The sequence below is a fragment of the Legionella adelaidensis genome (assembly GCF_900637865.1).
GTDB classification, from domain to species: domain Bacteria; phylum Pseudomonadota; class Gammaproteobacteria; order Legionellales; family Legionellaceae; genus Legionella_A; species Legionella_A adelaidensis.
Map to the genome: position 1 here is coordinate 63,386 of NZ_LR134418.1, position 22,992 is coordinate 86,377.

Here is a 22,992-nt window from a genome sequence, read left to right on the forward strand (position 1 = left end):
CTTAGTCATCAGACATTGTCGAAACCAGCACTTCTCTCATACCGCCCTCTAGCGGTCCCAAGACACCGGTGCGTTCCATTTCTTCAATTAACCGGGCAGCGCGGTTATAGCCTATCTTAAAACGTCTTTGCACCGCAGAAATACTAGCTTTGCGGGTTTGAACGACAAACTCCACAGCTTGATCATACAAATTATCACTCTCTTCCGTCTCTTGAGACTCTTCACCCCCAAATCCACCATCCATATTGTCAGCAAAGTTTTGGGTAATCTCATCAATGTATTCAGGCTCCCCTCGTGTTCGCCAATCATCAGCCACCCGGTGAACTTCCTGATCATCAACAAACGCACCATGTACTCGTAACGGCGCTCCTGTTCCAGGAGCTAAGAATAACATATCTCCATGCCCTAATAACTGTTCTGCACCTTGTTGATCCAAAATGGTCCGCGAATCGATTTTTGAGGAAACCTGGAAAGAAATACGCGTTGGAATATTGGATTTAATTAATCCAGTTAATACATCCACAGAAGGTCTTTGAGTAGCAAGGATAAGATGGATTCCAGCTGCTCGTGCTTTTTGTGCGATTCTTGCGATAAGCTGCTCGACTTTTTTACCTACCACCATCATCATGTCGGCTAATTCATCAATTACCACTACTACATAAGGAAGTTGCTCTAATACCGGAGCTTCGTTATCCATACTGTCGGTAGGTTTCCAATGCGGGTCTTGCAGTGGATTTCCTTGTGCTTTTGCATCGGCAATTTTGGTATTAAAACCGGCTAAATTTCGGACACCTAAAGCTGCCATTAATTTATACCGTCGTTCCATTTCCGCAACACACCAACGTAAAGCGCTGGCAGCTTCTTTCATGTCGGTAACAACAGGCGTTAATAAATGAGGAATACCATCATATATGGATAATTCCAACATCTTGGGATCCACCATGATTAGACGCACTTGTTCAGGGGTCGCTTTAAAAAGTAAACTTAAAATCATGGCATTTATACCTACTGATTTTCCTGAACCTGTGGTTCCGGCTACCAGCAAATGCGGCATTTTTGCCAAATCTACTACCATGGGATGTCCCGCTATATCTACTCCCAAAGCTAAGGAGAGAGGCGAATGGGCTGACTGATACACCTCTGCTGAGAGCACATCCGATAAAGAAACCATCGCGCGGTCTTGATTAGGCAATTCAATGCCCACAACCGTTTTCCCAGGGATAATTTCAACAACACGAACGCTTGTTACCGAGAGGGAGCGCGCTAAATCTTTCGCCAGTGCTGTTAATTTACTAACTTTTATCCCCGCGGCTAACTGCAATTCAAACCGGGTGATAACGGGTCCTGGGTGTACCGAGACTACATCGGCTTGAATTCCAAAATCTAATAAATGTTGCTCTACGTCTCGGGAAAGTTGCTCCAATTCTTGATGAGAATACCCTCCCATAGGCTTTCCTGGTTTCCCTTTATTCAATAAATCCAAAGAGGGCAAACCACCCATGGAAGCCACCTTAGCCTGCTCACTTTTAGGCTTACGTGGAGCAACGGAAATGGGTTCTTCCACTGTAATTTTAGGAATATTTTTTTCTTTTCGTGCTCTCGATACTTCTGTCAAAGGAGCTAAACTGGGCACATGCGTTCGCGCGGGTGTCTTTTTACTGCTAGCTTGATTATATCTTGCCAAGCTAGCACTGGTTTTTTCCTTTAACCATGCAAAATTTCTCAGCGTAAAATGAAAGAAACGCAGGGAATAAAGGCCAATTTTTTCAGTAACAAAAATCCAGGAGAGACCGGTCAACCAAGTCACTCCTACTAAGAACAAAGCTAAAAAGAGTAAAGTAGCTCCTTGCATATTTAAGGTGTAACTAAAAAACAAAGCAAGATAGTGCCCCAGAACTCCTCCCGCTCGCGCAATAGAAAGCTGGCTTCCTTGAAATTCGAACGCTAATAAACCACAGCCACCGCAAAGCAAGAGAACTAACCCTGCAAGTCGAAGTGACAACATCGCCTTATTGCTTTTGCCTATTGTGCGCTGATCATGCAAAACAACCCACGACAGCAGAATAAAATACCCTGGTAATAAATACGCGAGGAAACCAAAAAGGAAATAAAGCGTATCCGCGATATAAGCACCTACTTGCCCTCCAGCATTGGCGATTTCCCCTTGTGGGTTATACGGATGAGTCCATGAAGGATCTGCCTGACTATAGGTAAGTAAGGAAAAAAATATAAACAGCGCGGCAGTTAAAACCAAAATAAAACTGCCTTCGCTAATACGTTTTAGAAAAAAATTAGGCACGACTGTTTTAGGAGCTCCCGCCTGACTCCCGGATTGTTGTTTTGTCATAGGTATTTTAAAGCAAGTGTATTATCATACTCCCACCATCTTAACATAAATTTTTTTGATAATGAGCAACCATCATCGATTAATCATTTTAGGCTCAGGCCCTGCAGGTTACACAGCGGCAGTTTACGCAGCAAGAGCAAATCTTAAACCGGTCCTTCTAACGGGAATGCAACCAGGCGGCCAACTAACGACCACCACGGAAGTAGATAATTGGCCGGGCGACGTAGAAGGTTTACAAGGCCCCGCACTTATGGAGCGTATGCAAGCCCATGCTGAACGGTTTGAAACGCAAGTGATCTTTGATCACATCGTGGAAGCTAATTTAGATAAAAAACCGTTTGTTTTAAAAGGCGATTCGGAAGTATACACTTGTGATGCATTAATTATTGCCACCGGTGCTTCTGCCCGTTATTTAGGTTTAGAGTCTGAAAAGGCCTATCAAGGGAGAGGAGTTTCTGCTTGTGCTACCTGTGATGGCTTCTTTTACCGCAACCTTGAAGTCTGTGTTATCGGTGGGGGAAATACCGCTGTTGAGGAAGCTTTGTATTTATCTAACATCGCCTCGAAAGTAACCTTAATTCATCGCCGCGACTCTTTACGCGCAGAAAAAATTCTGCAAGATAAATTATTTGAAAAAGAACGCAATGGAAATATTCGCCTTCTTTGGCACCACACTTTAGAAGAAGTGTTGGGCGATGGCATGAAAGTGACGGGAGCGCGTTTGATAGATGTACGCACCCAAGAAAAAACGGAACTCTCTGTTGACGGTATCTTTATCGCCATAGGGCATACTCCTAATACCGAACTATTCAAAGATCAGTTAGATATGAAAGACGGCTACATTCAAATTCGCTCGGGATTAGAGGGTATGGCCACTGCAACCAACATTCCCGGCGTATTTGCCTGCGGTGACGTAGCGGATCATGTATACCGTCAAGCAATCACTTCAGCGGGTTTTGGGTGTATGGCCGCTTTAGATGCGGAAAAATATTTAGATAGTCATTAAGCCTGAGAGAGATTGACTTATTGTGGTTCTGGGAGGGTATTGTCCAAGGTTGGCTGGGTTTTTACAAACACGCATAAAGCCATCCTGGCGCTCTCAGACGCCATCCTTGGCGTCTGAAGGTTTGTAAAAAACCAGCCCAACCTTGAACAATACCGAGAGTTCTGTGGAAATGAGCCGATCGATCTTTCAGAAAAATAGCCCAGATGTAGCGCAAGCGTAATCAAGGAATAGTATGTAATTGCGAAGGAAAATCTTAATTTTTGCTACGCTACATCAAGGCTACGATTTTACTATTTACAAAACCATAGTGAATACTATTAAACCAACCATTTTAGATTCAAACGATCTCACCTTTCCCGATCCGAATACAGCAAACGAAGAGGGATTACTTGCTATTGGGGGAGATTTATCTCCAGCACGTTTATTAGCGGCATACGGCTCAGGCATTTTCCCCTGGTATGAAGAAGGCGTTCCCATATTATGGTGGTCTCCTGATCCTCGTATGATTTTATATCCCGATCAATTTCAGCTATCCCATAGTTTACGTAAAATGCTAAAAAAACCCTTTGAATGCACACTAGACAAAGCCTTTGGTGAAGTTATTACTGCTTGCGCCACTACGGGAAAAAGAGAAAATGCAACGTGGATAACGCAAGAAATGCAGGATGCGTATCATCAATTACATCAACTAGGCTTTGCGCATTCTGTGGAAATATGGTTTGAAAACCAATTAGTCGGCGGTTTATATGGAATTAGCTTAGGTAACGCTTTTTTTGGTGAATCTATGTTTCATATGATGCCAAATACCTCCAAGCTAGCAATGTATTTTCTTTGTAAAATCACTCAACGTCTGCAATTTGATTTTATCGACTGCCAACTGCCCACTACGCACTTGCAAAGCCTGGGCGGAATAAAAATTAGCAGGGTAGCGTTTCTGGAAAAACTTAAACACTCCCTGCAACATCCAACTATTGAAGGCTCCTGGCAAAAATTTATTTGAGCACTTCCACTACTTTTTCTATTTAAGGAAGAAAAACTTTAATCTCTTTTTATAAAAATGTATAATATCTGATTTAGTAGAGCAAAAAATATACTATCATTAAAAACATACTCGTTCTGATCCATATCCCAATTGCCATTTTCTTTATTTTAGGGCACGATCAGCGCTTTAATATTTTTTGAGAGACCGATTGGCAAAAGAAGATCATTTAGAGATGCAAGGGACGGTTATTGACACCCTTCCTAACACTATGTTTAGAGTACAATTGGAAAATGGTCACATTGTTACCGCACATATTTCCGGTAGAATGCGTAAAAACTATATCCGTATTCTTACAGGTGATAAAGTACGTGTCGAATTAACTCCCTATGATCTAACCAAAGGTCGTATAACCTTTCGCGATAAGAATTAATTACCAGCAAGCATCATTTCTTCTATTAAAATTGAACCGCAACGGGTAGCCACATTGGGATTAATATCTGTTCCCACTGCTATAATGTTGCGGAACATATTTTTAAGATTTCCAGCTATCGTAATTTCCTCTACCGGAAATTGGATTTGGCCTTTCTCTACCCAAAAACCTGCCGCTCCCCGAGAGTAATCTCCTGTTAAACCATTTACACCTTGGCCCATTAATTCTGTTACCAGGAGCCCCGTGTCCATTTGTTTTAGAAGTTGCGGTAAATCACCACTGTTAGGGTCTATTGTTAAATTAAATACCCCGCCGCTATTTGCCGTGGTTTTTAAGCCCAATTTCCTGGCAGAATAGCTTCCCAAAACATATTGTTGCAGCGTGCCTTCAGTAACAAAAACATTATTACGTGTGGGAACGCCTTCTCCATCGAATGGTGCGCTACCTAATGCTCCTAAAAGATGTGGTTGTTCATAAATGCGTACCCATTGGGGGAATATTTGTTTACCAAGGTAATCAAGAAGAAAAGAATTTTTGCGGTATAAATTAGCTCCGCTAATTGCATTGATAAAGCTGGAAAGAATTCCATGAGACAACCGGGAGGAAAAAATAACCGGCACTTTTTGGGTTTTTAACTTTTTTGCCCCTAAACGACTCGTAGTACGGGAAGCCGCACTATTTGCTAATATCGCGATGTCCATTAAATCTTCCGGATTACGTGTAGTGGTGTAATCATAATCGCGTTGCATTGCCTCACCTTCTGCAGCAATTAAAGAGCAGCTGATGCTATGCCTGGTATTGTCAATTATACCTAAGGCTCCATGACTATTAGCATAACCATGGGAAAAATTATAAGTAGCGATGTTGCAACCATCCGAGTTAACAATACGCTTGTCCGAAGCTAAGGCTTGTTTTTCACACTGGATAGCTTTCTCAATGGCGTCGGGCGGAGAAATATTCCAAGGATGATACAGCGCAAGATCAGGATAAGCATTGGTCATTAATTCTTTATCAGCAAGACCAGAACAAGGGTCAACAGCACTTACTTTAGCAATATCGCAAGCATGGGCAATCATGCTGTTTAATGCTTTTTCTGAAGTATCTGTACTGCTGGCAGAACCTTTTCTGTGGCCAAAAAATACCGTTACGCTTACCCCTTTATCTTCACTAAAAGCAACCGTCTCTACTTCACCCATGCGCACGTCTACAGAAAACCCACTATCATGGTTAACTGCCACAGAAGCATCTGTTGCGCCCTGTTTTTTGGCCAAATTTAAAACTTGGTGCATAATCTCAACCAATTCCTTAGTTGACTTAGGCTCAGATCTATTGGTATTTTGCGAAAGAGTTTGCATGACATTCCAATAAAAAATTTAAATTGTAACAAGGATACAAGAATAAAATGCCAAGGCAAGCCGTATTCAAGGATAGAATCAAGAAAATACTAAAGCTATTTATCTTACCTGTGATTATTTTAATCGCTATAGGTCTGCCTGCGCTTGCCAAGAACTGGAAAACCCTGGCTCCCGGGGTCGAGTATAAAGACATTAATAAAAATACGCTGTCTCCCTGGTCTCATATCCATGTTTTTCGTATTAATTTAGAGAAAAATGAATTAGACCTGGTCATGGCAAAAAAACTTGCTAAAAAATACGCCTCGGCAAAAGATTTCTCCGAACATAGTAAGGCATTAATCACTTTAAATGGGGGATTTTTTGATCAGGATCACCAACCTTTAGGCTTACGTTTAAGTCATCATAATCAACATAACCCAATAAAAAACATTAGTTGGTGGGGAATTTTTTATATTAAAAACCAACAACCTTCTATATCCAATGTAACCCGCTTTAAAGCAGACAAATCCATTGATTTCGCCTTACAAAGCGGTCCCCGATTATTAATAAAAGGTAAAATTCCTTCTTTAAAAACGGGAGTAGCTGAGCGTTCTGCGCTCGGGATTGATAAAGAGGGGAATGTAATTATTTTAGTCACAGAACATTTTCCAATGACCACAACCGCATTAGCGGAATTAATGCACAATCAACTCCACTGTGAGGATGCTCTTAATCTCGATGGCGGCAGCTCAAGCCAGCTCTATGCCAAGATAGATTCTTTTCACCTACACGTACCAGGCTTTTCTGAAGTCAGTGATGCGATTATTGTGAAACCAAAATCCCAGGAATCAACCCAATAATCTCCTTGCTAACGTGCGCGGCGGTTATTCAATCTATCCGAGCTACGACCGTGCGGGAGCGGAGAATTTTTTTTCTGTTCGCACCCGCTTGGTTAGATTAAATTCAAGACCTCCTGCAAATGCTTAACAGCGATCACTTCAATACCTATATCTTGTTTAGGAGCATTTGCAAAAGGAACGATGGCTTTTTTAAATCCATGCTTGGCTGCCTCTTTTAAACGCTCTTGCCCACTTTGTACCGGACGTATCTCTCCCGCTAAACCGATTTCGCCAAATACAATCGTTTCATTTTCAAAAACTCGGTTCTTGAGACTGGATACGACCGCGACAATTAAGGCTAAATCACTAGCGGTTTCTGTGACTTTGACTCCGCCTACAACATTTAGAAATACGTCTTGATCAAACGTTGCTATACCTCCATGCCTATGTAAAACAGCAAGGAGTATAGCAATGCGACTATTGTCTAGCCCGGCAGTTATTCGTTTCGCTTGTTGCCCGTGTGATTCATCAACCAGTGCTTGCACTTCAACTAACATGGGCCGGGAGCCTTCCCATGTCACCATTACTACACTCCCAGGAGTCGGATCGGGTTGTCTTGAAAGAAAAATGGCGGAGGGGTTTGAAACTTCTTTCAACCCACGGTCTGTCATAGCAAAAATCCCTAATTCATTCACAGCCCCAAAACGATTTTTAATGGCACGAATAACACGAAAACGGCTATCGCTTTGGCCTTCAAAATAAAGCACACAATCCACCATATGCTCGAGAACGCGCGGCCCGGCAAGCGCTCCTTCTTTAGTTACATGCCCCACTAAAAATACGGCGGTTTGCGTCATTTTGGCATAACGTACTAACTGTGCAGCCGACTCCCGAACCTGGCTCACTCCGCCGGGAGCTGAAGTTATCGCTTCGGTAAAAATGGTTTGGATGGAATCAATGACCATAATTTTAGGAGCTTCTTTTTGCGCATGATGGATAATCGCCTCTACCTGGGTCTCGGCTAATAAACGCAAATTACCTATGTTGAGCTGTAAACGTTTCGCCCGCATAGCTACTTGCTGTAACGATTCCTCGCCGGTGACATACAGTACTTTTTGTTTTTCCGAGAGATTCGCCAAGGTTTGTAATAACAATGTAGATTTCCCAATTCCCGGGTCCCCTCCAATTAATACTACAGAGCCCTCAACTAATCCGCCGCCTAAAACGCGATTTAGTTCCGATACCCCGGAGTCCATTCTTACTTCGGCATCTAAAATAACATCCTCCAGAAAAGTCACGCTTGAACGCTGATTAGCATAATTTCCTACCCGGATATTCTTGGGGTTACTAACACTTTCCTCACTAATCGCATTCCAAGCCCCACACTGGGTGCATTGCCCGGCCCATTGAGAAAAAACAGCCCCACATGCACTACAAACAAAATTTGTTTTTACTTTCACCAATTTTCCTTATACCTCTGTTGAGCCTAGGTCCAATAATCTATGTACCATGGGTTTGTTGGGCCTGCCGGCCCAACCTACTTCTGAGAAATTAAAAAAGACTGCCAATAGCCTACTATTACTCCTCTTTTTTAATTTCCCAGACACAAAAATCGAATCGTTCAAAACCTAGCATTTTGCAGTATCTTGGGTATAATTCCTACATTTTTCAGAGAAATATACACCCATGAGCGAGACTATTCATTTTGAGAATTCTATTGCTGAACTTGAAGATATTGTTAAGCAATTGGAAAAAGGGGATTTACCTCTAGAGGATTCTTTAAAGCAGTTTGAGAAAGGTATTACTCTTGCAAGAAAATGCCAGGAAGTATTAAGTCAAGCAGAACAAAAGATCGAAATTCTCTCGGCTGCCAAGGGTCCTATTGGAAGTACGAATGAGTCATGACCCCTTCAGTTACTATCTAGACCGTCAAGAAAAAGTTCTCCTCAATTTAATAGACGAAATATATGTGCCAGCGCAACGCATAAAAGAAGCAATTAACTATGCACTTTTTCCCGGTGGGAAACGTATCCGCCCCCTGCTAGTCTATCTTTGCGGTGAAATATTAGAAGTACCTATCGACATTTTAGATAATATTGCCGCAGCAATTGAATTAACCCATTGCTACTCCTTAGTCCATGATGATTTACCCTCCATGGATAATGATGACTTTCGTCGAGGGAAACCGAGCTGCCATCGCTATTTTGATGAAGCTACCGCCATCTTGGTAGGAGATGGAATGCAAGCCATGGCTATTGAGTGTTTGCTTGCTAAATTAACTGCTTTCCTTCCTGCTGGAAAAGTTATCCATCTAGCCCAAATTTTACTCAGTGCCAGTGGTTTCGCCGGTATGGTTAGTGGACAAAGTCTCGATTTAACAGAACTCGTAAAACCCAGCATTTCTGAGTCTACCCTCTGCGATATTCATATGCTAAAAACAGGTAAGCTCATAATTGCCTGCATAAAGATGGTAATTGCAGCGGCCCGTGTCGATGAGGAAAAGGAAAGTGCTTTAAATTCCTTCGCTGAACATTTAGGTTTATTATTCCAAATGGAAGATGATTATCTGGATCGCTATTGTAGTATCAGCCTAGGAAAAGACCGCGCCTCTGATTTGGTGAATCAGAAATTAACCTTCGCTTCTATTTACTCGCAAAAGGAGCTACGGCAATTAATAAAAAACTTACATCAGGACACCATAGCTACATTAGACGCCTTCGGTAACCAAGCGGATAACCTCTTACATCTTTTACACACTCTTTATTCCAGGATTGATTCATAAACGAACCTGTTGCCCGCCAATTACTTTCCCCTGAGTAGCCTGGTTGCTAGTCAACCAGGAAGTACTTTTTCCAAATTTTATCAGTTTTATGTATACTTCCCCTTTTTAAAAGGGGAAGTGCATGCGAACAGATATAGCTAAAAGACACCCGGCCCATCAAACCAATTATTCTTTTTTATTAAAGTGCATCATTGGAGTTTCCACGACTCTTCTAGCAGCAGCCGCTTATTTGGCCTTAACCGCAAAAACAAATGCCGGTTTAATGGCTTCTGCTGTTGTCATTAATCACAGTATACTTCTCTCAACTTTGGTTGTATTGGGTGGCGGGTTACTATTAACGGCGGGTATTTTAGCTTTGGCTATCTATGCTTGTCGGCATAGTGAACCAGTGTATGTAGCGAATCGCCCACGGCAAGGGTTTTTCTCATTCACTTCTGTGCCGGTTTATCCTGCCACCTATCAGGCTCATGTGCCTGCTCAACCACAAAGTTTTACTCATACCCATGGCCATCTCCCACAATCAGCCCATCATCATGGGCATACTGCTCCACCGCCCTATTCTACTGATAGTCATAGTCATGGTCACGATCATCTTGGTCACCCTCATGGGCATGGGCGTGGTTTTTAATTGTCATCAAAGGGGCAATAAAAGCCCCTTATAAACGCTTAGGATGCATGTATGTGGACAAGCCGACGTTCCGGACAAACTAACCAAAGAGGCAGCCTTGATCATCGCGACCCTTACGAACGTGATAGAACGCGAGTCATTCATTGTCCTGCCTTTCGTCGTTTACAAAGAAAAACGCAAATCTTAGGAACTGACGAAGGAGATTTTCATCGCACCCGTTTAACTCACTCTCTAGAAGTAGCTTCGATAGGAAGAAGCTTAATTCGTCACCTTAATTTTCATGTCCAGAATGATGCTTTAAGTGAGTTGCTTCCTAATGATGATTTAATTAGTGTAATTTGCCTGCTCCATGATATTGGCCATCCTCCATTTGGCCATGGCGGGGAAGTGGCACTGAACTATATGATGCGCGAGCATGGAGGATTTGAAGGAAACGGGCAAACTTTACGCTTGTTAACGAAAGTAGAAAATAGTTATGGCCACTTTGGTTTGGATTTGACTAGAAGGGCCCTACTAGGCACTCTTAAATACCCTGTTCCCTGGTCTGCTGTAGCTGCCCCGGAAATTCCTACACCTAAGAGTAAAATTATCCGTATTAATGATTGGTTACCTCCTAAAGCTTATTTCGATAGTGAACAACAAGAGGTAGATTGGCTTTTATCTCCATTTTCTGCATCAGATTGTAAAATTTTTCAATCATTAGCGGAAACCCCCAACGGCAAGCATCACGGTAAAGCGCTTTACCATAGTTTTGATTGCTCCGTCATGGACATTGCCGACGACATTGCTTATGGGGTCCATGATTTAGAAGATGCTATTCATTTACGTCTTATAAATCGCAGTCACGTAGATACCTCCCATTTTAGGAACCTTTTATCCGCTACCCCGTTAGGCGCTAATGGAGGACAAATTATCGACTTACTTTTTTCTCCAGAAATATTTCAGCGTAAACAAGCAATTGGAGAGATGGTTAATTACTTTATCACTGCTATAGAAATTAAAGAAACCCATAAAGCGTTCGAAAATACACTTTTAAAATATAATTTAGTATTACTACCAGAATCCCGTGCCCTATTAGATTTCTTAACGCAATGTATTTACCAAAATGTTATTGATTCGCAAGAAGCTCGAACGTTTGAGTATGGTGGCCAAACCGTAGTTTTACGATTATTTGAAGCAATTAGCTCAAACCCTACCAGCCTTTTAGACAATAAAAACCGAAAATTATATAGCGAAGCAACAACTGATAACGAGGCTATGCGCATTATTTGCGATTATATTGCTAATATGACGGATGAATACGCTTACCGCATGCACGAAAGATTGTTTGGTTTTAATACCCGTACTATTTTTGAAAGATTATAGGATATTGGCGTCCCCAAGGGGATTCGAACCCCTGTTACCGCCGTGAAAGGGCGATGTCCTAGGCCTCTAGACGATGGGGACCTCAGGATCTTTTTCTGCTATATGCAGCAGTATAACACAAAAATGGCGTCCCCAGGGGGATTCGAACCCCCGTTACCGCCGTGAAAGGGCGATGTCCTAGGCCTCTAGACGATGGGGACCTTAGGATCTTTTCCATCTTACGATGGTGGAGCTAGGCGGGATCGAACCGCCGACCTCTTGCATGCCATGCAAGCGCTCTCCCAGCTGAGCTATAACCCCTTAAGAGAGAACCGAAGTTTAATTATGCCGCTTAGCACTGTCAAGGAATTTTTAACCTAAATTCGGCAGTTGCATCGTACCGAGGAGAGACTAATCTTCAGTGCAGTAGGCTCTTATAGTAGATTCATCTGCCGAATTAGGTTAAAACCCTAAAGTTTTTTATTAACCTGCAGATAAAGGAAGAAGCAGGACAAAATCAGGAGGAGAGTATGTTAGGCAAATCCAAGAAACTCCCAAACGCCATTGGATTTTTCCTTTGTGCCGCAACGCTCTCTGCCTGTACCAGTTATAATCCCAACGGGTATATGAATTATCAATCGTATGTATACAAAAGTGAGCCTTTATATCCAGAAAGTTATGATACTTACTCTAATTATCGCTATTATTCAGCGCCAGAACCCGACATGGTTAAAAAAGGCGTAGAAGTTCCTGATACTTATCACGTAGGTCCAATGCGCTCTCCTGTCTCTCATAAAGACCAAGATCGCAATTGGGCTACAAGTCAAAGCCCGCAAGGATATACTATTGAGTTAGCTGATGATGCAAAAGCATCCCAAGTCGCCCAAACATTACAAAAAGTTCCAAAAACGGAGCATGTAGGGCAAGTAAAATATGAAAAAAATGGACAGTCATATTATAAAGGCCTGTATGGAAGCTATAACAGTTATGAAGCTGCACAACAATCTCTCAATAGCTTACCAGAGGATGTGAAAGCCAATGCGACGATAAAAAATTGGGGCAATGTGCAGGGAAATATTAATGAGTAAACTGGGCCGCAAGGCCCAATGATTCCTTGCTATTTCTCATCCCTTGCCCCCAAAAAAACCAACACTTTCACCAACCCGGGTTTATCTGTTTTTTCAATGGTCAATTGCCTGATACTAATCGCATAACGCTCACTCAATTGTTTTAACCAATTAACAATATCTATAAATGGAACGAGCTCAAACGAAAGTTGAATATCCCCAATGCCCGTCTGTTCAAGTTTAAAAGGGAATGATTGAAATGTTTTTGTTTTGAGTTGTTGCGCAAGTAATGTGAGTAATTGACTATTAGTTATCGTTTGTTGTTTTTTTACTTTTCGCCTCTCCACTTGCGCTTGTTGCATCCAAATTAATGTTTCTTTTTTTTCTTTTAATTGAATGGTTTTTTCAGCAATGGCCGTACTTAAAGGAGCGTAGATTAGTACATAAAAAAGATAAATCACTATCGCTACTATACCTACGGACGTTATCAAGCGCTCTCGGTCATTTAAGTTTTGCCAGTAATTGAGAAGAGCATTCATAAGGTAATATCCAAGGTGGCCAATACTTTTTGATCTTGGGAGGAGGCCTGCGCCTGCATTACCTGCACCCCGGCATTTTTTAAACGCAGTTGAAGGTCTTCTAATGCAGCAAAATCATTACTCAATAAAGTGACGGAGAGCACATTATTTTGAAACCGAATTTGTTCCAGACTAAAAACCGTCCCTCTAAATTGCGCGGCAAAAATCCCAAGTAACTCCCAAAAAGCATCCGTTTGTTTTTTCCCTTTTTCTAAAAGTGAGCTAATCCTGAATTGAGGACTAACCACCTGCTTAGCCTCAGGAAAAAATTGATAATAAATAGCAGCAATCTGCTTATCAATTTTTTGATGCGCATTATTTAATAACCATAACTGCACCAAATTGGTGATTAAGGTAGTCAGGACCAATAATCCGAAACTTGCGCCGGCAACCCAATACCACAACCTGATTTTTGACTCTTTATCCTTTCGAGCAAAAGTTCCCTGACAAAAATTAAGTGGTTTGGAGGAGAATAATCGGGTAGCAAGCCACACAAAATAACTCTCATTCCTTTGTGTGATTGCAAATTTTTCTGCCAGGTAATCACTGGAAATAGAATCTTTAAAAACTAAAATGCTCGGCTGGTTTTCAACCGCCCTCTCGCTAAATTTATCAAAAAAATAAGCGGCTAGCTCCCTATTCAAAGCCCCTTTATAGAGAAGGGAATTAACTAAAATATTAGTTGGAGTAAAACATACCTCTTCATTTTTTAGCCCAAACCAATCAAGAGTAATAAGGTCGAATGCTATATCATGCTCTTCTATTTGCGTGATTAAATCCGTTAAAAAGGATTTATCTAAAACAGCTACAAGATAGCGATTATTTTGATAATGCGCTTTATCAAAAACAAAGTGCAAGGAAGACACATTTTGCGCAACTTCTTCTTCTAAAGCATAAGGAATAGCCGAACGTGCCTTGCGTTCGCCTAACCAGGGCAACTCTACCTCATGTAAACTGGCCAGGTCAGAATTAAGAATAATCCAGGTTTTATGATTTTCTTGTAATGTTTTAAATTCAGTAAGGCTGCGACTCAACAAAGGAGCATCAATTTGCCCCTGTGTGTTGATTCTTAAGCTTAAGCAATTGTTTTCATCAAAATGATTTACAAATAAAAAACAAGTTGCCACCCGCAATCCTTTTTAAAATTATCCAAATTTATGCTGGTTACTATTTTGCTCAGCAATCAATTGATTATGCAATTGTTGTGCTAACAAATAGACCACTAATGCATATTGAGGGCTATTATTATAACGGGTTATTACATAAAAATTAGGATAAGCCACCCAATATTCCTCTCCCTTTTCCGTATTTAATTCAATAATCCCTGCCTTTCCGGGAGGTATGCTTAAGGCGGTTGTTGGCTGAACACCTGCCGTTACCAAGCGTTTAAAACTATAATTAGCCATTTTGGTATTGGTATGCAATTTTTTATAACTGTCCCCTACAACCTTTGCCGGTTGCGCTACTTCCTGATTACTTTGCCAACCATGTTTATGAAAAAAATTCGCTACACTACCAATAACATCCCGATCTTCATTAATCAGATCGCGTTTGCCATTTCCAGTAAAATCCACCGCATAAAAGCGGTAACTACTCGGCATAAACTGTGGTTTTCCAATCGCACCGGCATAAGAACCCATATAATAAGTAGGGGACACTTTTTGTTCACGGCACAGCAATAAATACTCTTTTAATTCCTTGGTAAAAAAAGGTGCACGTTTAGGATAATAAAAAGCTAAGGTAGTTAAGGCGTCTAAAACTCTGTATTCCCCTTGGCGCTGTCCGTATAAAGTTTCTACTCCAATAATGGCAACGATAATAGGCGCAGGTACCCCAAATTGTTTCTCGGCCTTCTCTAACGCTTCTTTATTTTTCTGCCAATAAGCCACCCCTGCTTCAACACGTTGTGGCGTTAAAAAAAGATTTTTATAAACATCCCAGGACTTCTTCTCATACGGTTTTTCCATCGACTCAATAATTTGAGGCTGGTATTGCGACTCGCGTAAAACATTCACTAATTCACTACGATTAAACCCCTGGTTTTTAACCATATAGGCAATAAAATATTGTACTTCTTTTTTTCTTAATAAATCTGAGTCGGCAAAGATTTGTGTACTCATCAAGGAAAAAGCAAAAGTAATAAATAACAAGAAACCACGTCGCATGAGAATCCTTTTTAAAAAAATTATCCCGGATCTTCCCCGGATTTCATTTAATTTGCAACAACCACTTTACACTAGATGGTATTGTCCAGGGTTGGGCTGGATTTTACAAACCTTAAGACGCCAAGGATGGCGTCTGAGAGCGTCAGGATGGCTTTATGCGTGTTTGTAAAATCCAGCCCAACCCTGGACAATACCTTTCCCCACTCCCTCCCTACCCTCTTCGCAATAATTACGTTAAAATAGCCGCAATTTTATTCACAGGTTTTCAAAGTTGAGCGATTTAAGCCGCATTCGTAATTTTTCCATCATTGCCCACATTGACCACGGCAAGTCCACCTTAGCTGATCGTTTTATTCAAATTTGTGGTGGTTTATCCGATCGCGAAATGGAAGCGCAAGTTTTAGATTCTATGGATATAGAGCGCGAACGTGGAATCACGATTAAAGCGCAAAGCGTCTCCTTAAATTATAAAGCTAAAGATGGTAAAACCTACTTGTTGAATTTTATCGATACCCCAGGTCATGTAGATTTCAGTTATGAAGTTTCTCGGTCGCTGGCCGCCTGCGAAGGGGCTATTTTAGTGGTTGATGCTGCGCAAGGAGTAGAAGCCCAAACGGTGGCGGTTTGTTATACAGCGATTGATCAAAATTTAGAGGTATTACCTGTACTCAACAAAATTGATCTACCCCAAGCAGAGCCAGAAAGAGTCATTTCAGAGATTGAAGACATTATTGGTTTAGATGCACATGATGCCATTCGCGTTAGCGCTAAAAGTGGAATGGGTGTGGAAGACGTACTCGAAGCATTAGTAGCCCGTATTCCCCCTCCACAAGGGAATGTTGACGCCCCTTTGCAAGCACTAATTATTGATTCGTGGTTTGATAGTTATCTGGGGGTGGTTTCCCTGGTCCGTATAGTCAATGGTTCCTTGCAAAAAGGGGATAAATTACGCGTCATGTCAACCGGGCGAAGCTATGATGTAGGCGATGTTGGTATTTTTACGCCAAAGCGCACCCCAAGCAAAATGCTACAGGCAGGTGAAGTAGGTTATGTAGTGGCAGGCATTAAAGAAATCCAGGGTGCTCCAGTTGGAGATACCCTTACTTTAGAAAAGAACCAGGCGCAAGAAGCTCTCCCCGGTTTCCAAAGGGTAAAACCACAAGTATATGCTGGTCTTTTTCCTATCAGTTCTGATGATTTTGAAGCATTTCGTGAGGCGTTAGCAAAACTCAGTCTTAATGATGCTTCTCTATTCTATGAACCTGAATCGTCTGATGCTTTAGGTTTTGGCTTCCGTTGTGGTTTCCTGGGTATGTTACATATGGAGATTATTCAGGAACGCCTGGAACGCGAATATAATTTAGAGCTTATCTCTACCGCTCCTACAGTTATTTATCAAGTAGTCACCACCAAAGGTGAAACCTTAATGATTGATAACCCTTCACGACTACCTCCCCTGCAAATTATCAAACAAATGTTAGAGCCTATCGTGCGCGCTAATATCCTGGTCCCTCAGGATTACTTAGGGCAAATCATTTCTCTTTGTGTAGAGCGCCGTGGTACACAAGTAAATATGGCTTACAGCGGGCGTCAAGTTTCCGTAACGTATGATTTACCTATGAGCGAGGTGGTCTCGGATTTCTTTGATCGCCTAAAATCAGTAAGCCGGGGATATGCTTCATTAGATTATAACTTTTTAAAGTTTCAGGAAGCCGATTTAGTAAAAATGGATGTGCTCATCAATGGAGACAAGGTAGATGCGCTTGCCGTGATTGTTCACCGGAGCACGTCTCATACGCGCGGAAGAGCCTTAGTGGAAAAAATGCGTGATTTAATTCCAAGACAAATGTTTGATGTAGCCATTCAAGCAGCATTAGGAAGCCATATTATCGCAAGGCAAACGGTTAAAGCCTTAAGAAAGAATGTGACTGCTAAATGTTATGGTGGCGACGTAACCAGAAAACGCAAACTCTTAGAAAAACAAAAAGCCGGGAAAAAGCGAATGAAGCAGGTTGGGCATGTTGAAATACCCCAAGAAGCATTCATGGCCGTTTTTCAAACTGATAGAAAAAAATAGGTGGGGTAATGAATTTTGCATTAGTTTTAGTGATTCTCTCAGCTGTAAGTGGCGTTATTTATTTATTAGATGTTATTTTTTGGTCAAAAAAACGAGCGCCGAACCAAAAGCCAGCAAAAATAATTGAATACTCTCGTTCTTTTTTCCCTATTTTTTTTATTGTATTGCTGCTACGTTCCTTTTTAATTGAACCCTTTCGTATTCCTTCCGGTTCCTTGGAACCAACCCTATTGGTAGGTGATTTTTTAGCGGTTAATAAATTTGCTTACGGTTTTCGTCTACCTGTTTTAGAAAAGAAAATTATCCCCGTAGCTAATCCAAAGCGCGGTGAAATTGCTGTTTTTCGTTGGCCGCCTGATCCCTCTTACGATTACATTAAGCGGGTCATTGGAGTTCCCGGCGATAAAATCGTCTACCACAATAAAGTATTAACTATAAATGGCAAAGAAATGCCGCAAACTTTTATTGAATACACTACCGATGAAAGTTCTGGGAAAGCAGTTGCTAAATACCGTGAAAAATTAAACGGTGTTGAACATAATATTTATGTTCGGCCGGATGTACCGGCAGTCGATTTTGAAGTTCAAGTACCCCCGGGACAATATTTCATGATGGGGGACAATAGAGATGATAGCGCTGATAGTCGGTTTTGGGGATTTGTCGGCGATGAATATTTACGCGGAAAAGCATTTATTGTTTGGATGAGCTGGAATAGTAAAACTGACATGGTACGCTGGGATAAAATTGGTAAACTAATTAATTAAAACCCTTTTGAGGATGCATACATGATAAGACAGAATCAAGGAATGACACTGGTAGGCATGCTGCTCACCATGGCTGTAGTGATCATAGGGCTTATTCTTGTCATGCGAGTCGTTCCTGTTTACTTAGAGTATTTTTCAGTAAAAAGTTCAATCGCAGCCTTAAAAAATATTCCCGAATCGGAATTTTCGGTTGAACCCTCCTCTAATGCGCAACTTCTAAAAGAAAAATTAGTCAACCAGTTGTATATAAACAGTATTGAATTACCACCGGAAGACATTGCCGTTTCCTATAAAAAGCCCGGAGTCTATGAAATAGGAGTTAAATATCAGGTGATAAAGCACTTAATAGCCCATGTAAGCTTATTATTTGATTTTGATTTAACAGAAGAGGTTCATGTTGGCCCAACATAAGTTTCAAAGGCTTTGTAATCATTTACAGTATACTTTTAAAAAAGAAGCCTATTTAAAGCAAGCATTAACTCACTGTAGTGCAGGTGAGAAAAATTATGAACGATTAGAGTTTTTAGGCGACTCTATCTTAAGCTTTGTTATTGCAACCGCATTATACGAAAAATTTCCGCAAGAAAGTGAAGGCCAGTTAAGTCGTCTGCGTGCTTTTTTAGTTAAAGGTGAAATGCTGGCAAAAATTGCTGTAGAAATTAATCTGGGTGATTATTTATTTTTAGGGCAAGGCGAACTAAAAAGCGGGGGCTTTCGCCGCGAGTCTATTCTTGCAGACTCTCTGGAAGCTATCTTTGCGGCAATTTTTTTAGATGGTGGTTTGGAGGAAGCTAAAAAGGTTATTTTGCATTTATTTGCATCGCGTTTGGCAAATCCTCATTTAAATGAAAATTTAAAAGATGCTAAAACCCAACTGCAAGAATACTTACAAGCTCTGAAACATCAATTACCCGAGTATAATTTAAAGAATGTGGAAGGCGACGAACACGATCAAGTATTCTATGTATCCTGCGAAGTGAAAAGTTTGAAGGTAAAAGCAGAAGGAAAAGGTTCCAATCGACGCCGCGCGGAACAAGAAGCAGCGCAAAAAATTTTAAAGCAAATTACACATTTTGATAAAAAAATGTAGATTGGCGCCATGCCCCAACTACAGCATCTTCGTAGTAATTCGTTGCCTGGTTGCTATCCCTCAATCTCTTCCATCACTTCCAACCACTCTTCTTCTGCCAAATTAAACGCTTTTTTAGTTTTCTCCCTATCTTGCAAAATTTGATGCAATTTTTCTTTTTTCTCCGCTAAATAAAGTGACTCATCACCCAACTGTATTTCAATTTTATCTAAGCGTTGCTGATATTCCAGCATCAATTGCTCTAACTTTTTAACGCGATTTTGTAAACTTTTTTTCTCACGGTAACTCGATTGGGATGGTTTTTTTAATTCGCCAGAGTCCTTATCCTGTAACCATTGATAATAGTCATCCAGATCACCATTAAAAGCTTGTACTTTTTTATCAAAAACCAAATAAAATTCGTTAACACTCGATCGCAATAAATGCCTATCATGCGAAATAAGAATTAAAGCCCCTTCATAGCTCTGTAAAGCAAGTTCAATTGCAGAACGCATATTCAAATCAAGATGGTTGGTAGGCTCATCCAGAAACAGTAAATTTGGTTTTAACCAAACCAATTTAGCCAGCGCTAAACGTGCCTTCTCCCCACCAGAAAAATGCTGGATCACGTTGGTTGCCATTTCGCCAATAAAATTAAACCCACCCAAAAAATCACGTATAGTTTGCTCACGGACATCAGGAGAAAGTGCTTGAATTGTTTCTACCGGACTTAAAAAATTATCTAATTCTTCCAGCTGATGTTGCGCGTAATAGCCAATTTTTAACGTAGGAGAATGAAAGAGCTCGCCATCGATAAGAGGCAACTTTCCCGTTAGCGTTTTAATAAAAGTTGATTTTCCCTCACCATTTGGACCTAAGAGAGCAATTCTATCCCCTGGGTTTATACTAAAATTAATTTTTTTTAAGAGCGCGTTCCCTGTTTCATATCCTGCAAAAAGGTTTTCGCATTTTAAAAGGGGTTTACCCGCTTTAGGGCAGGGATAAAATTCAAAGGAAAACGATGCGTCTGATTGGGCTTGTGCAACTATGTCCATTTTGGAAATTGCTTTCAACCGACTTTGTGCTTGTTTGGCCTTGGATGCACTAGCCCGGAAACGATTTACATATTGCATTAAATGGTTAATTTTTGCTTGTTGTTTCTCAAAAGTTGCCTGTTGCAAACTGAGTTTTTGAGCGCGTAAGAATTCAAATGCACTGTAATTCCCGGTGTATACATTGAGTGACTGATTTTCAATATGGAGGGTATGTGTAGTGATAGCATCCAAAAATTCACGATCATGCGATATGACAATTAAACTGGCGGATACTTGTTTAAGCCATTTTTCTAGCCAAATAATAGCTTCCATGTCCAAATGATTTGTAGGTTCATCCAATAATAATAAATCCGCTGGATTCATTAAGCAGCGCGCTAAGCTAAGCCGCATACGCCACCCGCCAGAAAAGCTATTTACGGAGTTTTCCTGCTCATATGCCTGAAAACCCAAGCCTGCCATAATAGACGCCGCCAGAGCGGGTTTAGTATAACCCTGTGTCTGTCTGAGTAAATCATGGCATAAGAGGACGTCTTCGTCTTTGCCTTCTGCTTCACTCTTTTTTAAACGTTGCAAAAGTGAAGAATACGCATCATCGCCAGCCAAGACAAAATCGATGGCCTTTTCATCACTATCAGGAATTTGCTGGGATAAATGGCTAATACGCAAGTGCGTGTTCATTTGATAGTCGCCGGCATCTGCTTGCAGATGCCCAAGAATCAAATAGAATAAACTCGTTTTCCCACAGCCATTCTCCCCCACCAAGCCAATTTTTTGTTTTTCATAAATCGTGGCATTGGCATTTTCTAAAAGGATTTTAGTGCCGCGAGATAATTTGATTTGACGAAGAGATAACATACGAACCACACTTTAGCCTAAATTCAGCGGATGAATCTACTATAAAAGCCTACTGCACTGAAGATGAGTCTCCTCGCTACGATTCAACTGCCGAATTTAGAATTAAAAAAAACGCATTTTAACATAGTATTTTAGTTGGCTTTCCACATGACATTGCATTTTTTTTTGGCTGCTGCTTTCAATAATTCAATTAAAGGAAACGCGCGGTTCCGCAAACTAATCGGAGCTTCCCCATTCTCTTTATCTTGCTCACCTTGAGAAGGATTGGGATTCATACTTACTGCATTTTGCAAGCGTTCTAATGCATCCGGCACATCCTCAGCTAAAATGGCACTGGGAATAGTACCGCTATGCCCCATCATTTTTATTAATCGCAAGGCTATGTCACCAAACATAGTTATATTCTCATGCGCCTCTGTACTAAAAGTAACTAACACTTTTCTTTCACTCCTAAATAAAAAGCAGGTTTGCACTATTGACTATAACGTGTTATTTAAATAAGAAAAACAAAAATTTAATACGCTATGCGAATCATACCTCTTTCTATGAGTCTTATTGCCCTAAGTTCCTTCTCTGAAGTATTCGCATTACCCTTAACCCCGCCTGGCGAGCCAAAAGCGGATAGTTTTTACATTTGTTATGAAAAAAGATGCCCTAACAATGTAAACCACGCGTATATTTATAAATATACGCGATACAAGTATATAGGCTGCGTAATCAGTAAATTACCTTGTCATTTATATTGCGGGGATAAATTTCATGCAGCAAAACCCTTAAAACAATTCCAATGGGTAAATACCTATCCAGCCGCCCTTAATTCGTTTTATAGATGTGCGTATAGTTAAATTCCGTCGCGGCAAATGAAATTTTCCGCTTACTTATGTGCTCGGCTCGGTTTATCTGCGGATCAGAAGATTCGTATCGTACCCTCGTTGCTTGTCAACCAGGTTTTATCTTGCGAAATGAAGGGAACTGAAAACCTGGTTGACAAACAACCAGGTTACACTGGAAATTACTGCCCGGACTTTTGCGAAGCCCCATTACTCGATTTGGAACTTCCATTAGTGCTGTTATCTGATTTACTAGAAGTAGAATCTGCACTTGCTGAAGTACCTGAACCTGGATATAAATAATTCACAGCGAAATCAGCACCAATACATTCACCAATCATTCGTCCCCACTTACTTGCATTATCTTCCGTAATCATTGCAGGTATGCTGTCGTAATATTTCTTTTCACATTTCTCAGCAATTGGTGGAATTAAAGTAACACATTTTTCATAACTGATTTTTTGTTCTTTTAAGCGCTCAGAAATCGAAGCATCTTCCACGAAACCTTTACAAATAGGTTCAGAAACTATTTCTTTAATTTTTTTAAGCCATTCATCTTTAGGAACCTGGGTTACCGTGCGGTTTGAAGCGCCTGCTGAAGTACCTGTTGGTTGAGACCCATCTGATTTCGGAGCAGTATCTGTAGCGGCGGCAGCAAATGTTAAGGCAGGGCAAAGAATTCCTAACCCTAATAATGTATTTATTTTTCTTATTTTTAACATAATTATTCCTTTAAATTGTGAGCCTTAAAATAATAGACTACCCAATAAGCAATTGCTATATGTCTCCCTATTTTTACCCCTGTATCCTGCATTTTCCAATTGAAACGAAACCGCCTCA

Annotated in this window: 22 protein-coding genes and 3 tRNA genes; 13 read left to right on the forward strand and 12 right to left on the reverse strand. The window is 40.9% G+C overall.

All coding sequences use genetic code 11. From position 1 onward, the window contains the following. Window position 1: 1 nt before the first annotated feature. The gene (locus tag EL206_RS01425) at window positions 2–2,347 is read right to left on the reverse strand and encodes a DNA translocase FtsK (RefSeq protein ID WP_058461259.1); all 2,346 of its coding nucleotides are present in this window, start codon (window positions 2,345–2,347) and stop codon (window positions 2–4) included. Between the two features lie 61 nt (window positions 2,348–2,408). Between EL206_RS01425 and trxB the strand changes: the two genes are divergently transcribed. From trxB to infA, 3 genes are all read left to right on the forward strand, one after another. Then, window positions 2,409–3,353: a thioredoxin-disulfide reductase gene (gene trxB, locus EL206_RS01430; protein WP_058461258.1), complete on the forward strand. Its 945-nt coding sequence runs from the start codon at window positions 2,409–2,411 to the stop codon at window positions 3,351–3,353. A gap of 328 nt (window positions 3,354–3,681) precedes the next feature. Further along, window positions 3,682–4,353, forward strand: a complete 672-nt coding sequence (aat, locus tag EL206_RS01435; RefSeq protein ID WP_058462331.1) for a leucyl/phenylalanyl-tRNA--protein transferase — start codon at window positions 3,682–3,684, stop codon at window positions 4,351–4,353. A gap of 190 nt (window positions 4,354–4,543) precedes the next feature. Further along, on the forward strand, window positions 4,544–4,765 hold the full coding sequence (gene infA / locus EL206_RS01440) for a translation initiation factor IF-1 (protein ID WP_058461257.1): 222 nt from the start codon (window positions 4,544–4,546) through the stop codon (window positions 4,763–4,765). On the opposite strand, the gene pmbA is transcribed toward infA, so the two are convergent. Continuing rightward, window positions 4,762–6,120 (reverse strand): metalloprotease PmbA, encoded by a 1,359-nt coding sequence (gene pmbA, locus EL206_RS01445; RefSeq protein ID WP_058461256.1) that lies wholly within the window; start codon window positions 6,118–6,120, stop codon window positions 4,762–4,764. The two genes, infA and pmbA, sit on opposite strands and share 4 nt — an antisense overlap. 110 nt (window positions 6,121–6,230) lie before the next feature. Between pmbA and EL206_RS01450 the strand changes: the two genes are divergently transcribed. Beyond that, on the forward strand, window positions 6,231–6,959 hold the full coding sequence (locus EL206_RS01450) for a phosphodiester glycosidase family protein (protein ID WP_232048499.1): 729 nt from the start codon (window positions 6,231–6,233) through the stop codon (window positions 6,957–6,959). A gap of 92 nt (window positions 6,960–7,051) precedes the next feature. Here EL206_RS01450 and radA read toward each other — a convergent pair whose 3' ends face one another. Further along, on the reverse strand, window positions 7,052–8,401 hold the full coding sequence (gene radA / locus EL206_RS01455; protein WP_058461254.1) for a DNA repair protein RadA: 1,350 nt from the start codon (window positions 8,399–8,401) through the stop codon (window positions 7,052–7,054). A gap of 223 nt (window positions 8,402–8,624) precedes the next feature. On the opposite strand from radA, the gene EL206_RS01460 reads away from it, so the two are divergent. The 4 genes from EL206_RS01460 (at window position 8,625) to EL206_RS01475 (ending at window position 11,713) form a co-directional block, all read left to right on the forward strand. Beyond that, window positions 8,625–8,843, forward strand: a complete 219-nt coding sequence (locus EL206_RS01460) for an exodeoxyribonuclease VII small subunit (protein ID WP_058461253.1) — start codon at window positions 8,625–8,627, stop codon at window positions 8,841–8,843. Further along, window positions 8,833–9,720 carry a polyprenyl synthetase family protein gene (locus EL206_RS01465; RefSeq protein ID WP_058461252.1) on the forward strand — a complete coding sequence of 296 codons (888 nt, stop codon included), beginning with the start codon at window positions 8,833–8,835 and terminating at the stop codon, window positions 9,718–9,720. The genes EL206_RS01460 and EL206_RS01465 overlap by 11 nt, the downstream gene beginning before the upstream one ends. Window positions 9,721–9,841: 121 nt before the next feature. After that, a complete protein-coding gene (locus tag EL206_RS01470) occupies window positions 9,842–10,348 on the forward strand; it encodes a hypothetical protein (protein ID WP_058461251.1) in 507 nt (168 codons plus the stop codon). Between the two features lie 51 nt (window positions 10,349–10,399). Beyond that, on the forward strand, window positions 10,400–11,713 hold the full coding sequence (locus tag EL206_RS01475) for an anti-phage deoxyguanosine triphosphatase (RefSeq protein WP_058461250.1): 1,314 nt from the start codon (window positions 10,400–10,402) through the stop codon (window positions 11,711–11,713). Window positions 11,714–11,718: 5 nt separating this feature from the next. Here the strand turns inward: EL206_RS01475 and EL206_RS01480 are convergent. From EL206_RS01480 to EL206_RS01490, 3 genes are all read right to left on the reverse strand, one after another. Next, a tRNA-Glu gene (locus EL206_RS01480) sits at window positions 11,719–11,794 on the reverse strand. Between the two features lie 43 nt (window positions 11,795–11,837). Continuing rightward, a tRNA-Glu gene (locus tag EL206_RS01485) sits at window positions 11,838–11,913 on the reverse strand. 24 nt (window positions 11,914–11,937) lie between these two features. Next, a tRNA-Ala gene (locus tag EL206_RS01490) sits at window positions 11,938–12,013 on the reverse strand. A 209-nt stretch (window positions 12,014–12,222) separates the two neighbouring features. Between EL206_RS01490 and EL206_RS01495 the strand changes: the two genes are divergently transcribed. Beyond that, the gene (locus EL206_RS01495; RefSeq protein WP_058461249.1) at window positions 12,223–12,780 is read left to right on the forward strand and encodes an SPOR domain-containing protein; all 558 of its coding nucleotides are present in this window, start codon (window positions 12,223–12,225) and stop codon (window positions 12,778–12,780) included. Between the two features lie 29 nt (window positions 12,781–12,809). On the opposite strand, the gene gspM is transcribed toward EL206_RS01495, so the two are convergent. The 3 genes from gspM to mltB are packed head-to-tail and all read right to left on the reverse strand — an operon-like array spanning window position 12,810 to window position 15,502. After that, complete coding sequence (gene gspM, locus EL206_RS01500) at window positions 12,810–13,298, reverse strand: type II secretion system protein GspM (RefSeq protein WP_058461248.1); 489 nt, start codon at window positions 13,296–13,298, stop codon at window positions 12,810–12,812. Next, window positions 13,295–14,464: a type II secretion system protein GspL gene (gene gspL / locus EL206_RS01505; protein ID WP_058461247.1), complete on the reverse strand. Its 1,170-nt coding sequence runs from the start codon at window positions 14,462–14,464 to the stop codon at window positions 13,295–13,297. The genes gspM and gspL overlap by 4 nt, the downstream gene beginning before the upstream one ends. Window positions 14,465–14,482: 18 nt before the next feature. Then, entirely contained in the window at window positions 14,483–15,502 is a 1,020-nt protein-coding gene (gene mltB / locus EL206_RS01510) for a lytic murein transglycosylase B (protein WP_058461246.1), read from the reverse strand. A gap of 271 nt (window positions 15,503–15,773) precedes the next feature. On the opposite strand from mltB, the gene lepA reads away from it, so the two are divergent. Genes lepA through rnc form a run of 4 tightly spaced genes read left to right on the forward strand, consistent with a single transcriptional unit; the run spans window position 15,774 to window position 19,433 of the window. Then, complete coding sequence (lepA, locus tag EL206_RS01515) at window positions 15,774–17,579, forward strand: translation elongation factor 4 (RefSeq protein WP_058461245.1); 1,806 nt, start codon at window positions 15,774–15,776, stop codon at window positions 17,577–17,579. Between the two features lie 8 nt (window positions 17,580–17,587). Beyond that, window positions 17,588–18,343 carry a signal peptidase I gene (gene lepB / locus EL206_RS01520; RefSeq protein ID WP_058461244.1) on the forward strand — a complete coding sequence of 252 codons (756 nt, stop codon included), beginning with the start codon at window positions 17,588–17,590 and terminating at the stop codon, window positions 18,341–18,343. Window positions 18,344–18,364: 21 nt separating this feature from the next. Then, window positions 18,365–18,754, forward strand: a complete 390-nt coding sequence (locus EL206_RS01525) for a DUF4845 domain-containing protein (RefSeq protein WP_058461243.1) — start codon at window positions 18,365–18,367, stop codon at window positions 18,752–18,754. Continuing rightward, window positions 18,738–19,433, forward strand: a complete 696-nt coding sequence (gene rnc / locus EL206_RS01530; protein ID WP_058461242.1) for a ribonuclease III — start codon at window positions 18,738–18,740, stop codon at window positions 19,431–19,433. Before EL206_RS01525 ends, rnc begins: the two co-directional genes overlap by 17 nt. Window positions 19,434–19,486: 53 nt before the next feature. On the opposite strand, the gene EL206_RS01535 is transcribed toward rnc, so the two are convergent. From EL206_RS01535 to EL206_RS01545, 3 genes are all read right to left on the reverse strand, one after another. Next, window positions 19,487–21,322, reverse strand: a complete 1,836-nt coding sequence (locus tag EL206_RS01535) for an ABC-F family ATP-binding cassette domain-containing protein (protein WP_058461241.1) — start codon at window positions 21,320–21,322, stop codon at window positions 19,487–19,489. A 131-nt stretch (window positions 21,323–21,453) separates the two neighbouring features. Then, window positions 21,454–21,759: a DUF1840 domain-containing protein gene (locus EL206_RS01540; RefSeq protein ID WP_058461240.1), complete on the reverse strand. Its 306-nt coding sequence runs from the start codon at window positions 21,757–21,759 to the stop codon at window positions 21,454–21,456. 575 nt (window positions 21,760–22,334) lie between these two features. Continuing rightward, the gene (locus EL206_RS01545) at window positions 22,335–22,874 is read right to left on the reverse strand and encodes a hypothetical protein (protein WP_058461239.1); all 540 of its coding nucleotides are present in this window, start codon (window positions 22,872–22,874) and stop codon (window positions 22,335–22,337) included. Window positions 22,875–22,992: the final 118 nt, after the last annotated feature.

Bases quoted from the DNA above. Each gene is read 5' to 3' on its own strand.
- lepB (WP_058461244.1), top strand. From the start codon at position 17,588: ATGAATTTTGCATTAGTTTTAGTGATTCTCTCAGCTGTAAGTGGCGTT.
- EL206_RS01495 (WP_058461249.1), top strand. From the start codon at position 12,223: ATGTTAGGCAAATCCAAGAAACTCCCAAACGCCATTGGATTTTTCCTT.
- EL206_RS01525 (WP_058461243.1), top strand. From the start codon at position 18,365: ATGATAAGACAGAATCAAGGAATGACACTGGTAGGCATGCTGCTCACC.
- EL206_RS01460 (WP_058461253.1), top strand. From the start codon at position 8,625: ATGAGCGAGACTATTCATTTTGAGAATTCTATTGCTGAACTTGAAGAT.
- EL206_RS01535 (WP_058461241.1), bottom strand. From the start codon at position 21,322: ATGTTATCTCTTCGTCAAATCAAATTATCTCGCGGCACTAAAATCCTT.
- trxB (WP_058461258.1), top strand. From the start codon at position 2,409: ATGAGCAACCATCATCGATTAATCATTTTAGGCTCAGGCCCTGCAGGT.
- rnc (WP_058461242.1), top strand. From the start codon at position 18,738: ATGTTGGCCCAACATAAGTTTCAAAGGCTTTGTAATCATTTACAGTAT.
- EL206_RS01470 (WP_058461251.1), top strand. From the start codon at position 9,842: ATGCGAACAGATATAGCTAAAAGACACCCGGCCCATCAAACCAATTAT.
- EL206_RS01545 (WP_058461239.1), bottom strand. From the start codon at position 22,874: ATGTTAAAAATAAGAAAAATAAATACATTATTAGGGTTAGGAATTCTT.
- pmbA (WP_058461256.1), bottom strand. From the start codon at position 6,120: ATGCAAACTCTTTCGCAAAATACCAATAGATCTGAGCCTAAGTCAACT.
- EL206_RS01465 (WP_058461252.1), top strand. From the start codon at position 8,833: ATGAGTCATGACCCCTTCAGTTACTATCTAGACCGTCAAGAAAAAGTT.
- EL206_RS01475 (WP_058461250.1), top strand. From the start codon at position 10,400: ATGTGGACAAGCCGACGTTCCGGACAAACTAACCAAAGAGGCAGCCTT.
- EL206_RS01425 (WP_058461259.1), bottom strand. From the start codon at position 2,347: ATGACAAAACAACAATCCGGGAGTCAGGCGGGAGCTCCTAAAACAGTC.
- gspM (WP_058461248.1), bottom strand. From the start codon at position 13,298: ATGAATGCTCTTCTCAATTACTGGCAAAACTTAAATGACCGAGAGCGC.
- mltB (WP_058461246.1), bottom strand. From the start codon at position 15,502: ATGCGACGTGGTTTCTTGTTATTTATTACTTTTGCTTTTTCCTTGATG.